The sequence below is a fragment of the Frankia sp. CcI49 genome (genome assembly GCF_001983215.1).
Taxonomy (GTDB): domain Bacteria; phylum Actinomycetota; class Actinomycetes; order Frankiales; family Frankiaceae; genus Parafrankia; species Parafrankia irregularis.
Genome location: NZ_MOWP01000046.1, coordinates 32,336 through 45,988, shown reverse-complemented (window position 1 = coordinate 45,988; position 13,653 = coordinate 32,336). Strand labels below are relative to the sequence as shown.

At 70.9% G+C, this 13,653-nt stretch carries 14 protein-coding genes; 1 reads left to right on the top strand and 13 read right to left on the bottom strand.

The window, feature by feature from the left end; genetic code table 11:
* Positions 1-21: 21 nt before the first annotated feature.
* Both CcI49_RS36710 and CcI49_RS36705 read right to left on the bottom strand, forming a co-directional pair.
* Entirely contained in the window at positions 22-696 is a 675-nt protein-coding gene (locus CcI49_RS36710; RefSeq protein WP_158230877.1) for an HAD family phosphatase, read from the bottom strand.
* 47 nt (positions 697-743) lie between these two features.
* The gene (locus CcI49_RS36705) at positions 744-1,451 is read right to left on the bottom strand and encodes an AAA family ATPase (protein WP_076834196.1); all 708 of its coding nucleotides are present in this window, start codon (positions 1,449-1,451) and stop codon (positions 744-746) included.
* An 83-nt stretch (positions 1,452-1,534) separates the two neighbouring features.
* Here CcI49_RS36705 and CcI49_RS36700 point away from each other — a divergent pair, with 83 nt between their 5' ends.
* On the top strand, positions 1,535-2,575 hold the full coding sequence (locus CcI49_RS36700; RefSeq protein ID WP_158230876.1) for a phosphotransferase: 1,041 nt from the start codon (positions 1,535-1,537) through the stop codon (positions 2,573-2,575).
* Between the two features lie 14 nt (positions 2,576-2,589).
* Here CcI49_RS36700 and CcI49_RS36695 read toward each other — a convergent pair whose 3' ends face one another.
* The 11 genes from CcI49_RS36695 to CcI49_RS36645 form a co-directional block, all read right to left on the bottom strand.
* Entirely contained in the window at positions 2,590-3,867 is a 1,278-nt protein-coding gene (locus tag CcI49_RS36695; protein WP_076834193.1) for a glycosyltransferase family 2 protein, read from the bottom strand.
* Positions 3,868-3,874: 7 nt separating this feature from the next.
* Positions 3,875-5,467 carry a hypothetical protein gene (locus tag CcI49_RS36690; protein ID WP_076834191.1) on the bottom strand — a complete coding sequence of 531 codons (1,593 nt, stop codon included), beginning with the start codon at positions 5,465-5,467 and terminating at the stop codon, positions 3,875-3,877.
* Positions 5,464-6,162, bottom strand: coding sequence for a PIG-L deacetylase family protein (locus tag CcI49_RS36685; RefSeq protein ID WP_076834189.1), 699 nt, complete (start codon positions 6,160-6,162; stop codon positions 5,464-5,466). Before CcI49_RS36685 ends, CcI49_RS36690 begins: the two co-directional genes overlap by 4 nt.
* Positions 6,163-6,401: 239 nt before the next feature.
* Complete coding sequence (locus CcI49_RS36680; protein ID WP_347280171.1) at positions 6,402-7,571, bottom strand: IS30 family transposase; 1,170 nt, start codon at positions 7,569-7,571, stop codon at positions 6,402-6,404.
* 120 nt (positions 7,572-7,691) lie between these two features.
* Positions 7,692-8,204 carry an NUDIX domain-containing protein gene (locus CcI49_RS36675; protein WP_076834186.1) on the bottom strand — a complete coding sequence of 171 codons (513 nt, stop codon included), beginning with the start codon at positions 8,202-8,204 and terminating at the stop codon, positions 7,692-7,694.
* Positions 8,201-9,316 carry a DegT/DnrJ/EryC1/StrS aminotransferase family protein gene (locus CcI49_RS36670; RefSeq protein WP_076834184.1) on the bottom strand — a complete coding sequence of 372 codons (1,116 nt, stop codon included), beginning with the start codon at positions 9,314-9,316 and terminating at the stop codon, positions 8,201-8,203. Before CcI49_RS36670 ends, CcI49_RS36675 begins: the two co-directional genes overlap by 4 nt.
* Complete coding sequence (locus tag CcI49_RS36665) at positions 9,313-10,344, bottom strand: Gfo/Idh/MocA family oxidoreductase (protein ID WP_076834182.1); 1,032 nt, start codon at positions 10,342-10,344, stop codon at positions 9,313-9,315. Before CcI49_RS36665 ends, CcI49_RS36670 begins: the two co-directional genes overlap by 4 nt.
* Positions 10,345-10,526: 182 nt before the next feature.
* A complete protein-coding gene (locus CcI49_RS36660) occupies positions 10,527-10,955 on the bottom strand; it encodes an NUDIX domain-containing protein (RefSeq protein ID WP_076834180.1) in 429 nt (142 codons plus the stop codon).
* A 35-nt stretch (positions 10,956-10,990) separates the two neighbouring features.
* The gene (locus CcI49_RS36655) at positions 10,991-11,605 is read right to left on the bottom strand and encodes an AAA family ATPase (protein ID WP_076834178.1); all 615 of its coding nucleotides are present in this window, start codon (positions 11,603-11,605) and stop codon (positions 10,991-10,993) included.
* Positions 11,605-12,381, bottom strand: coding sequence for a hypothetical protein (locus CcI49_RS36650; RefSeq protein ID WP_076834176.1), 777 nt, complete (start codon positions 12,379-12,381; stop codon positions 11,605-11,607). Before CcI49_RS36650 ends, CcI49_RS36655 begins: the two co-directional genes overlap by 1 nt.
* Positions 12,374-13,414, bottom strand: a complete 1,041-nt coding sequence (locus tag CcI49_RS36645; protein WP_076834174.1) for a radical SAM protein — start codon at positions 13,412-13,414, stop codon at positions 12,374-12,376. The genes CcI49_RS36650 and CcI49_RS36645 overlap by 8 nt, the downstream gene beginning before the upstream one ends.
* Positions 13,415-13,653: the final 239 nt, after the last annotated feature.

Here is a 13,653-nt window from a genome sequence, read left to right as displayed (position 1 = left end):
CCCTGCGGGTCGCGCCCCGCGTCACGCGGTGCGGGGGTTGCAACGGGACGGGCACGGGGTCTCGCCGGTCGGGAGACCGAGGGCGGTGCGCAGGGGTGGAGTGTGGAGGTCGCTGGCGGTCAGGTGGGCGGCCAGGGCGATGATCGGGTGTGCCGGGACGCCGATGACGTACATGCCGGCGGTGCGGGCGGCGAGGACGCCTGGGGGTGAGTCCTCGATGGCGATGCTTCGCGCTGGCGTGGCGCCGAGTCGGGTGCGGGCGCGGAGGTAGATGTCGGGGTGGGGTTTGGGCTGGTCGGTGTCTTCGGCGCACAGGACGACGGGGAAGGCGTCGGTGAGCCCGGCGGCGACGAGGTGCTGGTGCACGAGGGCACGGGGCGCGCTGGAGGCGACGGCGAGGCGGTAGCTGCGGTCAGGGAGGGCGCGGACGAGGTGGATGGCGCCGGGACGGGCGGGGGCGCCGGCGGCAAGTTCGGTGAGGGCGAGGTCAAGGATGTCGCCCGCGAGGCGGGCGCTGTGGTGGGTGGGGAAGCCGAGGACGGTAGCGAGGAGGCGGCCGACGACGGGCATGGGCTGGCCGATGAGGGTGGCGTGGTCGGTGGCGGTGAAGGTGTGGCCGTGGTGGTGGAACAGGGTGGTGTAGGCGTGGTTCCAGCAGATCTCGGTGTCGACGCGGGTTCCGTCGCAGTCGAACACGACGGCGTCGGGAGGTGCAGGTGGCCGTCGTTCCGATGAGACGCGGCTCATGCGGGGTGTGGAGCCGGAGCCGGTGTGCGCGGCTGGCCGTGGGGGGTGTCGAGCATGCGGGTCCAGGCGGTCGGGGCTGGTGAGGTCGGCGGTGTGGCGAAGAAGGCCGCGGCGGTGGCGGCGAGCTGGCTGATGGGCCGGTCGGCGTCGAGGATGAGGCGCCGGTCGTCGGGCAGCATGGCGAGGTAGCGCAGGCTGGCGTGGTCGTTGGCGGTGGTGAAGCGTGGGTCGACGAGGTGGGGTTGCACGGGGCCGCGGTGGCGTTGCCGGGCGAGAACGGTCTCGCGAGGCAGGCGCAGGTACAGGTAACGGTCGGGCGGCAGCGCCGCGCCCGCGTGCACGGCGTCAGTGAAGACGCCGGCGGCGTAGTGAGGGTCGGCGGGGACACCGAGGTGGGAGATGGCCTGCTGGTAGGCGATGCAGGACAGGGGGCTGCGGTCGAACAGCACGAGGTGGGTGCGCAGGCGCCTCGCGAGGTCGGTGCGTTGTTGTTCGAGCCGGCACAGGTGGTCGAGGCCGGCGTGGACGTCGTCGAGGGTGCGGGGTGGGTAGGGCGGCAGCGGTGCGAGGTCGGCGTATTCGGGGATGGCGGTGGCGCCGAGCTGGCTGGCCAGCACGGTGGCGAGGGTGGTCTTGCCGGTGAAGCATCCGCCGTCGAGGGCGACCAGCTGGGGGCCGGCGGTGGGCTGAGGTGGCGGTGTCATGGTGTCTCCGGGGCGGGGTGAGGGCCGGTGTACGGTGCGGACCGTAGTCGGAGGGACCGACAGTTGTGAGGACGGCCATGGCGGTGAGCGCTGAGCCCGGACGTGGCGAGGTGAGCCAGGACAGCGGTCCGGTGCTGCCGCTGTCGGTGTTGCGGTTCTGGCCGATCGGGGCGCCGACGGGGGTGCGGTATCTGGCCGAGGGGCTGATGAACCGCAACTGGCAGGTCACGACGTCGGCGGGGGTGTTCTTCGTCAAGCAGTTCCTCGATATCGACCGGGAGCAGATCGGCTTTCAGCAGGAGGTCACCAGCTGGTTGGCGGCGAGTGGCCTTCCGGTCCCGGCGGTGATTCCGACCGTGGATGGCGCCCGGTTGGTGTGTACCGAGGAGGGCCGTTTCGCCGTTTATCCCTGGGTCGCCGGGCGGCATCGGAGGGGTCTGGAGCTGACCGCGGGTCAGTGTGGCGAGCTCGGTGGGCTGCTCGGCGGGGTGCATCGGGCGCTGGGGGACGTTCTTCCGCCGGTCCCGGAGGTGGCGTGGAAGCCAGCGGCGGACCCGGCGTCCACAGGGGAGCTGATCGAGACGCTGGTCGGGCGGTTGCCGCCGCCGCGGTCGCGGGACGCCTTTGACGAGAGGGCTGCGCGGGTGCTGGTGGAGCGCCGCACGATGCTCGCCGAGCTGGCCGACCGGCGGCCCCCGGACGGCCGGGCGAGAGCCGGCGGTCACGTCCACGGGGACTTCCACGCGTTGAACCTGCTTTACGACGACGCGGGGACGGTCGCGGCGGTCCTGGACTGGGACCGGCTTATGGCTGGGCCGCTGGCCGCGGAGGTGGTCCGCGCGGCGACGCTGCTGTTCGGGTTCGGCGACGAGCGCGGCTTGGACCTCGAGCGGGCGGGGAGGTTCGTCGCCGGCTACCAGCGGGCGTCCCTTCTGCCGGTAGAGGATCTCGCTGGGGCGGTGTGGCGGCTGTGGTGGGAACGGCTGCACGACTTCTGGATGTTGGAGTGGCGGTATCTGCGCGGCGACCGGTCCCGTGACCATCTGTTTCCCGGCGCGGCGGCGCTGGTGGTCTGGTGGACCCAGCACTATGACCAGGTGCTGAAGGTGCTGGCCCAGGGCTGAGAGGCCGGGGGTGGTCACAGGAGGATGCGGGGCTCGCCGACGGTGCGGGTGACGTCGTCGAGCACGGCCTGGACGTCGATCACGCCGCCGTTGGCGGCTCGTCCGCCGGCGGTCAGGCCGTCGTGCCACGCCGCTCGCCGTTCCGCCAGGTTCGGCGGGCGGGTGATGGTCAGGGAGTGCACGGTCGCGTCGATGACGAGCTCGCGGTGCATGCGGGTCGCCCAGGCGTAGCCGCCGGCCGGGCTGTGCGCGACGAAGAACGCGAAGAAGGAACCGACCATCTCGGTGAGGAGTCGGCGGTCGGGGACCCGTGCGCCGGTGTTCGTGCGTGGCACGCTCGACAGGGCGACGAAGTCGGCGAAGGGCCGGTCGAGGACGGGCACGACGGCGTCCAGGTCGTCGGGGTGCAGAGGAAACCGGCCCGCAGCGCCGAACTTCAAGTGGGGGGCGGACAGCCGCGGGTCGGGCGTGAAGTACAGGCTGACGCCGGCGCGGGTGAGGTCCGCGGACAGGTGCAGCGCTTCGGCGTAGGCGCTGCGCCACCGGGTCTGGTCGGCGAACCCGCCAGCGCGGGCGAGCAGCCGGCGGTCGGTGAGAAAGGTGCCGCCGACGAGCTGGACCGGCAGGGGGGCGAGCAGGCCGCTGGCGGTGTCGAGTCGGGGTGCCGGCCCGTGGAGGTAGGGGGCGTGGAACCGGGTGGAGAAGCGGGCGGTTGTGAGGTGAAGCTTTCCGATCTCGTCCTGGTCGACGACGTCGCGGGGGCGTAGGGCGCGGTAGTAGAACGGCAGCATGACCAGCCCGGCCTTGCGGTCGTGGTCGCGGAGCCGGGCGAGGGTGTGCGCGGCGCCGGCGGCGTAGTGCGGGCTGAACAGGCAGTCGTCGTCGCCGAACAGCAGCCAGTCGCAGGAGGCCGCCTCGACGGCGATGTTGCGCCCGACGGTCATTCCGGTGTTCGCGGCCAGCCGTACTGGGCGGACGGGGACGTCGCCCGGCAGGGCGGTGTAATGGTCGAGGACGTCGCCGGTGTGGTCGGTGGAGCCGTCGTCCACGACGATGATCTCGGCGAGGGTGTCGCCGGCCTGGGCGAGCAGGGTGTCCAGCGCCCAGGTCAGCGGGTTGTCGTGCAGCCGGCCGGCGGCCGGGTCGAACGGGCAGCGGTTGTAGGTGGTGAGCAGGGCGGACACGCCGCGCCCGGTGCGATGGCCGTCCGCCACGGTGGTGAGGTTCAGCGGGGTGGTCGTCAGGTCGGTGACGAGACGGTCGAGCGTCGCCGTCTCGCTGGTGAGGGTCATGGGGGCGTCACCGTTCGGTCTTGTCGTGGACATAGCGGTGGCCGGTGGCCGCGCGGTGCAGGCCGTTGGCGAGGCACCACCAGGGCCCGGCGCTGTGGGTGAGGTAGGCGGCGAGCAGCCCGGCGACCTCACCCGCGTGGAGACGGTCGGGGCGCAGGCCGCGGCGGCGTAGCTCCTCGACGATCAGGTAGCCGGGCACGAGATAAATCCCGATCGCCGCCGCCGCGGCGATCCCGCCGGCGGCCGGGCGTCGCGCGACCAGCGGAAGGGCCAGGGTTACAGCCAGCGTGGGCGAGGTCGCTAGCCAGATCGCCCCGCGGCCGAGGCCCTGGACGGCGAGCAGCCCACGTACCCCGCCCGGCGCGGTGCGTTCCCCGGGCAGACCCGTGGCGGCGAGACGGAGCAGGGTCGGGTAGTCGACGTAGGACCAGAACCACTGCCGCTTCTGCCGGATGACCTCCGCCGGGGAGGTCGGACTGTCGGCCCATTCCACGGCGGGAATCGGATCGATCGGCACACCCGCGGCCGAGACAAGGAATCCCAGCGCGAGGTCCTCGTTCATCGTGCGGGTGGGCAGCCCACCCCAGCGCAGGAACGTCTCGGCGTGCAGGAACAGGCCATGGCCGGTGCAGTGGGCATAGCGCGGCCAGCGCAACCGCAGGCCGGTGCGGGTGGCGGCTGGCCGGCGGTGGCGACGCCAAGTGGGGATCTCCCGCGCCAGGCTCCACCGGGACTGGAGCAGCGCCGCGCCGGTGAGGTACCGGCCGGCCGGCCCGGTGGGGAACGTGGACAGGTTGGCGAGGAACAGCGCGGACTGTTGCAGTACCCGCGGCGGCTGCCCGGTCGCCTGGTGCAGGTCGGCGATGCGGTGGGCCGCGACGTTGAGGGTTGCCGGGTCGGGGCGGGAGTCGGCGGTGTACTGGGCGAGGTACACCCAGTTCGTGTCCACGCCGTCGGCGGCGAGCCGGTCGAGTTCGACGCGGGCCGCGTGGTTGACCTGGTCGGCCATCGTGCCCTGCGGGTCGGGGTAGTGCAGGTGGCGCACCGAGGGGCGGTCGCGGGTCAGGTCGGCGGCGAGCTGGCTGGTGGTCGGCAGCGCCTCGAACACGGCCCGGACGGTGGCCGCGCAGTCCGCGGCGGCGGACCCGCGGCAGGTCTCCGCCAGGCCCGCCAGCTGCGCGGCGGGCAGGACTGACCGGAAGTTCCGGATCAGGCGGTCGACCGGTGTGCCCGCCGCGAGGGCCGCGGCGAGCTCGGGCAGGCGGGCGGTGGCCCGGTCACGCTCGGCCTCCTCACGGGCCGTGGTCACGACCACGACGCGGGCGGGGCCGTAGCCGGCCGCCATCCGGCTGAACAGGCTGACCGTGTCGGCGATCAGCCTCTGCTCCCGCAGCATCGGAAGGACCAGCACGAAGAAGGGCCGTGCCGGCCCGGACGGCACCGGGTCCGCGTGGCCGGGGATGGCCGTGCGCAGCCAGCGCAGCGAGGAGATCGTGTTCCCTGTCCCGCGCAGGCCACGGACGGTGGTGGCCGCGGCGGCGGCCCAGCACCACCACGTCCACCCTCGACGTCGGCGCCGAGGCCGGCGCGTCAGATTCATAGGGGGACCGTTCCGAGGCGGTGCACAGTGAAGGCTTCCCGGAACCCGCCGCCGGTCATCGCACCGCGGTAGCCGGCCAGGTAACGGGCCGRTTCGCCGATGTAGTCGGCCTGCCCGCCGCCCTTCGCCGCCTGAGCCTGGGACCGGTAGCAGCCCAACGCCGCGACCTTGGCGTCGAGGGTGTCGGTGATGTCCTCGGTGTAGACCGGGTCGACGATCGGGCTCCACACCTCGTAGCCCAGGATCGTCGGGACCCACCACGGCCGCCCGCCCCACTCGGGGAAGTTCGCACTGCCCGCCATCCCCGCCGCCCGCAGACACAGGGCGGCGGCCTCCCGGTGGTCGAACGAGCCGTCATCGGGATGCGGCAGGTACAGCACCGTGGGCCGCAACCGGCGCAGCACCGCCATCACCGCACCGACCTGGTCAGGGTCGCGGACGTCGAGCCCGCCGTCGGGGAACCGCAGCCAGATCAGCRCGTCCTCGGGCACCCCCAGGACAGCGGTCGCGGCGACCGCCTCGCGTTCCCGGATCGGCCCGAGCTCGTCGGGCGGCACGGTCGGGCTCGCGTGCTCCCCGGAGGTCAGATAGAGCACGCCGACGGTGCGCCCGGCCCGGCGGTGCCGCGCGATGCTGCCGCCGCAGCCGAGCGCCTCGTCGTCGGGATGCGGCGCGACCACGAGAACTTCGGTCATCGCGCCACCCGCCCGAGCGGCGTCCAGAACCGGCGCGTGCGGCCCCTCCGGCCGTCCTGTCCGGGCACCGCGTCACCGGCCACGCTGAGCTGGCCGCCTGCGGCCCGGGTCAGGACGTCGCCGGCGAGCTGGCTTTGAGAGATTCGAGTGGCTCCACCTTCCGGCTTGAGTTCTAGCGGTGGTTGCAACACCAGTCCCGAAAGGTGTTGCAGTGACCGGATCCCGACGGAACGGCGGATTCAGCCGATGGTTGCAACATCCGGGAGGTCGAGTGTTGCGACGAGCTTATCGAGCTGACTCGCCGGAGTCGTCCAACCGAGGATCTTGCGGGGTCGGGTGTTGATCTCGGTAGCGACAGCCGCCAGATCCGCCGCGGTATGGATGGACAGGTCGGTGCCTTTCGGGAAGTACTGGCGTAGCAGCCCGTTGGTGTTTTCGTTCGAGCCGCGCTGCCATGGCTTGGCCGCCTCGCAGAAGTAGACCGGGACACCGGTAGCCGCGGTGAACTCGTCGTGACGGCTCATCTCACTGCCCTGATCCCAGGTCAGCGACCGCACCAGCGGGCTGGGCAGGCTGGAGATCCGGCGCACGAGCGCGTCGAGGACCTGGTCGGCGCCGTGCCGGTCGGGCAGGTGGAGCAGCATCACGAAGCGGGTGGAGCGCTCGACCAGGGTCGCGATGGCGGACCGGTTGCCCTGGCCGACGATGAGGTCGCCTTCCCAGTGGCCGGGCTGGATCCGGTCCTGGACCTCGGCGGGCCGCTGGGTGATCAGCGTGCCTGGGTCGATGAAGCGGGTGGCGCGCTGGTCCAGGCGGCGGCGGGGGCGGCGAGCACGTCGGCGGGTGCGCAGTTTCGTGGCGGCGTCGCGGTCCAGGCCGCCACGTTCGGGCCGGTAGAGCGCCTGGTAGATGGTCTCCGGCGCGGCGCGCATCTCCGGGTCGTCGGTGAACTCGTGCCGCAGCGCGACGCTGATCTGTTCGGGGCTCCAGTGCTGGTCGAGGCGCTGCTGGACGAACTGGCGCAGCGCGGGATTGCGCCGCAGCTTGCCCTGCGTGGAGCGGGAGCGGCGCACCGCGGCGCGCTGTTCGGCCTGGTGAGGGTGGTAGACCCCGGAGCGCGGGTCACGGTTGCGGCGGATCTCCCGGCTGATCGTGGCCGGGTCGCGGTCGAGCTGGCGGGCGATCTCCCGCATCGAGTTCCCGGCACGGAGGAGGTCCGCGATGCGGACCCGCTCGTCCTCGGACAGGAACCGCGTAGACAGCACACGCGGCTGCTGGGTGATCGGCGGGTAGGAGCGGGTCCGGCCGGCATGGTCGGTGCTGGTGCGCCCGTAGCGCCACCGTGTTCCGGTCCTGCGGTTGATCCCGACCTCCCGGCACGCCGCCGAGTTGCTCACGCCCTGTGCCATCAGCCGAAGGTAGTGATCACGTTTGGCCTGGTCGGGCTCGGGGCCGCGCTTGCGGATGTTCCGTCGGGATCCGGTCACTGCAACACCTTTCGGGACTGGTGTTGCAACCACCGCTAGAACTCAAGCTGGAAGATGGGGCCAGAACTCGCTACCGGAGCCAGCGAGCCGACGAGTCCCGTCGAACATGTCCAGACCGCCGAGGTCCTCGGCGAGGAACCACCGCAGCACAGGCCGGCCATGTTCGGAGCTGTCCGGCGCGTCCGCACCGGCGACGCAGACGTACAGATGATCCACATGGATGTGAGGTGCGGGATACCGATCGGCCGGGACGGGTTCCTCCACGATCCACCACGGCATCGCCATGACCGCTTCCCCGTCCACGCCGAACCCCCACGGTGTCGGGAGGCGGGACGGCGGGGCGGCCAGTGTCGCGGTGTGACCGGTTTCCTCGACGAGTTCACGCAGCGCGGCCTGAGCGGGGTTCTCGGCTTGCTCGACATGACCACCGGGCACCATCCACCGGTCGAAGCGGGGATGACGGATCAGACCGAGCGCCCAGGACCCGCCGGCTACGGGCCCGCGAAGAAGAAACACGCTGGCCGTCGCATGACGCACTCCCGGCAGGCCCGTCATGCGCCGACCACCTGACACATCGTGTCGATCATGCGCTGCTCGTCGGCCGGGCTCACACCCTCGTGGCAGGGCAGGCTGACCAGCCGAGAACACAGCTCCGCGGCGTTCGGGCAGGCATCGGCAGGGACCTCCGCGAACGCGTCGTAGTCGTACAACGGCCGATAGCCGTAACGGCGCGGATCGGAAACGAACCCGGCCTGCGCGAGCGCCTCGGCGAGGACGACCGCCAAGTGGGCGTCGTCGGCCAGCAGGAGCATGGCGTATCCGTTCGGGATGCCGTCGCGGACCGGGAACGGTGTCACCCCGTCCACCGGCTCCACCGCCGTGGCCAGCCGGTCCCGGATGGCCCGCCGCGCCGCGACCCGCTGATCGAGCCGGGCGAGCTGGCGCAGCCCGAGAGCCGCCGACATCGCCGGCAGCTTGAAGTTCAGGCCGAAACCGCGGCCGAACTGCCCACCCGAGGCGGCCTTCCCGGCGTTGCGAAGCGCGACCAGCCGGTCCGCAGTGGCCTCGTCATCGACGAGCAGGAACCCGCCCTCGCCGGTGTTGACGAGCTTGCGTAGATGGGTGCTGAAGGCGCCGATACGGCCGCGGGTCCCGACAAGACGATTTCCGGTCCGGGTGCCATGGGCCTGCGTGGCGTCTTCGACCAGCACAAGCCCGTGCCGGTCGCATAGCGCTGCAAGCGCGTCGCCGTCGGCCGGGTAACCCCACATCGCCACCGACATGACCACCCGCGTCCGAGCACTGAGACGAGCCTCGACATCGGCCAGACTCACCGCGAACGACGCGCTGTCAGTGACGTCGACGAAGACCGGCCGCGCACCCACGGCCAGCACCGGCATCGCGGTCATCACCGGCGCGGTCGCCGGCACCATCACCTCATCCCCGGCACCGACACCGTGGGCCAGCAACGACAGATGAACCGCAGCGGTCCCCGACGAGCACGCCACCGCCCGGTCCACACCGAACGTCGTCGCGAGGGCCGCCTCATAGGCGGCGACGACCGGCGCCGTGCCGGACAGATCCCCGCTCGACAACGCCGCCACGACCTCCGCCGTATCCGTCTCGTCGAGCACGGGATGCGCGGTGTCGACCGTCCTCGTGGTCACGCGGCTGCCCTCCGCTCCACCAGATCGAGCAGCTCGAAGGTCGGCAGCAGATCGGCCAACCCCGGCGTGAAAGGCACCCCCGAGGCCGCGGCGGTCAGGAAGGCGCGCAGCTCGTGCTGGAAACCGGTCCGCTCGAAGCCAGTGTCCAACGGGCTGGGACGCCACTGCTGCGACCAGCCACGCGACCCGCCCGCCGCGTCCGCCGCCGGCAACCCCGTCACCGTGAGCTCCGCCAGTCCCATCAATGTGATCCCGACCCCGGCGTCGGTCAGGATCTCCACCCGGCTCTCGAACCGCGGCGCGTACGTTCCCGTCAGCACGTAGCCCACCGCCCCCGACGCGGACTGGGTCTGCACCGAGACCAGGGTGTCCGTCCCGTTGTGCAGGCACACGGGCTCCACCGCCGTCGGCGGGCCGGTCAGGTTCAACAGCAGGTCGACCGGATGGATCGCCTGCGCGAGCAGGAAACTGCGCAACGGCGGCAGGTCCCACAGCGCCCCCCGCGGCTTGCTGGCCACATGCCGCACCGTCACCGACACCGGCACGCCGACCTCCGGCCGCGCCAACAGTTCACGAATCCGCAGGTAGGGGCCGGCGTACCGCATGTTCATCCCGACACCCGTCGTCACCTCCCGTGCTTCGGCCGCCTCCGCGAGCCGCCCAAGCCGCGCGGTGGAGACCGCGGGCGGCTTCTCCAGAAACACCGGAACACCGTGCTCGACCGCCATCTGAGCGATCTCCTCATGGGCCTGCGGCGGGCAGGCCGCGACCACGGCGTCCACCGCGACCTCGCCGAGCAGTGCCTCGACGGACCCGAACCGGCATGACACCCCGAAACGGTCCCCGACCCGGTCGACGACGGTGTCGTCCGCATCGACCAGAGCGCTCAGCCGGACACCGTCAAGATGCACCAACGCGGGAAGCAGATGCGCCACCGCCTGCTCACCCGCACCGACGACCGCGACCCTCACCTCCACCCGGTCCGCATCCGACGAACTACCGGAACGCTCCGTCTGCACCAGGGGCATGAATGCTCATCCTTCTCACTTCGAGCAACGCGACATAGATCGGCAAGGAAAAAGGGAAATGGGCAGGAGTAGACAGCGGCTACGAGGAAGGAGACGGTGCGCGGGCATTGTCGACCCTGGTGCCCGCGGTGATGAGAAGCTGGATATTCCTAACCCGGAGGCGTGTGAACCATTCCGGCCTGTCAGCCGGCCGCCGCAAAATTTCCTCGACCCCGGTAAAGATCCACGCCTACGCGGGTATAAGGATAGGTGTTGTCTGGAAGGCTGTCGAGGGGGAACCAGCGGATCTCGGCGCACTTATGCGGCTCGGCGTTGACAGGGTCACCCTGCCAGCGCTCCGGCCGGAAGAACAGGCCGAGGCGCCCTTCCCCGAACGCGTTCCGAAAATGCACTGTCGAAGCAAGGATCAGCGATGAAGGATCGATGTCAAGGCCGACTTCTTCGTGGGCCTCACGACACGCGGCGGTAGCGACATCCTCTCCTTCCTCCAGCTTGCCCGAGGGAACATTCCACCAGTTATCCGCGAAACCGGTACCGGAGCGCAAAGCCAGCAGAACCGTGTCATCTCTGACGAATAGGAGCATGACGTCGATGACGCTGCGGTACGGCATGGCGGCAGTGCACTCCCAAGGGCGGGCTGAGGTGGTCAGCGACTGGTCGGGTCGAGCCCAAGAAGGGTCAGCTGCTCGGCGATCCAGCTGACCCGTGCGCTCGTGGACATGTTCGGCGGGATGTCGTAGATCCGCTGTCCGACGGTGGCGCAGATGCTACGGACGACCCTGTCGGCGGCGGGTTGGATGTCGAGGACTTTGGACCGGTAGGGGTCACCGATCTGGTGCTGGTCGAACTTGTCGGTGCAGTAGAACACCGCGTCGTAGAACGGCGCCCAGGCCCGGCAGAACGTCTCCATGGCATGCAGCACGGGGGCGTGGGGTCCTTCGGGGCCGCCGGGTAGGACGAGCCAGGCGTAGGCGAGGACGTTCGCGATCGTCTTGTCCGCGACGACCATCGTGTGTTGGCGGGCGGTGCGCAGCAGACTGGATAGCTGGGCCGCGAAGAGGTCGACCTCGGTCTCCAGGTCGAACTCGCCGTGGCCGTGTACGACGATCTCCTCGATGAACGGGCTGTTGCGCGCGGGCTCGGGGACGCAGGCGACGTGCACGCCGCGTTCCCGGTAGTAGGCGGCGAGGGCATGGGTGAGGGTGGTCTTCCCGGAGGCGTGGGTGCCCTCGACTGCGATGACACGGCAGTTACGCAGCATCAGCGGCCTTCCTCCGCAGCCGACATCTGGCCGTCGCGGCCGGCCGGGACGGCGTGGCGAGACGAGGGCTGCGCCAAGGGCATCGTCATAGGTGTCGCCGTCGTCTGGTCCCAGGCAGCGACCTCGACGACCGTGTCCAGATCGAGCTTGTCCCACTGGTAACAGCCGCTGCTACGCGCCGCTACGAGCGCGATCCCCAAGGTGCGAACGAGGACCCGCTTAAGGATCTGTGGAGTACCCGCGGAGGCCATGGGCACCGCCGAGACAGGGTCCGGGTCGGCGGGCAGGCCGCGGAGGTGAACGGCGCCGCACACCTCGTGCAACGCGGCCGGTGGGTGGCCGTGCGCCGTGTCGTGGAGCCGGGCGAGACCGGGCTGCGCGGTCGGACCCGGCCAGACGGCGGCGAGCGCGGTGACTCCCCGCGTGGATTCGCCGGCGGCGGCGAGCCTCGCCAAGTCGCCGGCGAAACGGTGGCCGGCGAGAATCGCCGCCCGGCGTCGGGCCTGCACCAGCAGGGCATCAAGCCGGGCCGCGACAGTGGGAGCCTCGGCCGGTTCCTCGGCTGCGACGGCGTGGAAGCCGAACCGCAAGGTCGCCTCGGTCACCGTCACGGTGCGGCCCCGCGGCAAGCGTAGGTACACCGCCCCCATGGCCGCTGGTACCGCGGCATCGCACAGGACGGCGAACGCGGCCAACAACGGGGTGCGTTCGGCGAACGGCCGCCGTTCCGCGCCGAACGGCGTGTCGGCCCAGCCCAGGTTCGTCGCCTCACGCATGGCTGATCCGCAGCACAGGACGCTCGGCCGGCGGCCGGTCGGCGCGGGTGAGGGCGCGGATCGACCGCCCCAGGTATTTGGCGTAGTGGTTGCGCCCGAACCGGTACCGCGCCCAGATCACGTCGATCGGCTCGTCGAGCAGGTTCCCCAGCGGTTCGAGCAGGTCGGGGGCGTCGTAAACCGGCCAGGCACTGGCCTGCCCCGACGGCCCGACGACGATCATGTGGCCTTCGGTGTCCGGGGTCCACGCCGTCAGCCGCAGCGCTGGCCGCCAGTCGTGCACCGTCCGCAACTCGGCCAGCCGGCCGAACGTCGCCGTGGCCTCCTCCAGGCTGAGGAACTCGTTGTCCGCGAGGTCGAGCGCGTTGCCTTTCTTCAACGGCATGATCAGCTTGAGTTTCCCGGCGTCCAACAGATCGGCGATCTGGTACGTGAACGGCAACGCGGCCACCGTCGAGCGGTAGACCACCGCCGACAGCGACAACGGCAGCCCCGCGTCCTGGAACGCCCGTATCCCGGCCATCACCGCGTCGTAGTTGCCGCGGACGCGGTTCGTCGTCGCCCGCGGCCCTTCCAACCCGACGTTCACGAACGCGACCTTGCCCGACAGGCGTGCGGCCTGCTGGAGGCCGCGGGTCGCGTTGGTCGGCACACCGATCACGGTCCCCGCGAACATGTCGACGATGTCGACGAAGTCCCGGCGTAGCAACGGCTCGCCGCCGGACAGGAACACCCGGGGCACCCCGGCCAGGTTGTCCCGCATCCGTTCCATCGCGCCCAGCGTGGGGTCCGGCTCTTGGAGCGTCTCGGAGCAGAACGAGCAGTCGAAATTGCATTTCTTCGTGACCTGAAGAATCACCGACAGCGGCCCTATGGCCGCGGTGGCGACGGCGTCCAGATCCATCGGAGCCCGCAGCTGGAAATGGTGCCCGTCGGTGAAGACTAAAGGCTCGTCCGCCCGTGTGCAGATCCCAGGGCGGCCGGGCCTCGTCGTGGTATCCGCGGCTGGCGGGGACGGAGAAGTGGCGATCATCAGGTCCTCCTCGATGTAGGGCCTCGACGACCGAGCCAGCAGACCACCGCCATCGTGACGGCAAGCTGACGCGCCGACGCTGAACGTCCTCAGCTTCCCAACCGACCGTACGCCCGTCATTCCCCGGGAAACGAACATCCGCTTCGGGTCCGTACAGCGCCGCTGACCTGCGGTGACGGCAGTGGCCGGGCGTATTTCTTCGGCTCGAACCCGCTGATTCGTTCGGCTGACTCCGCCAA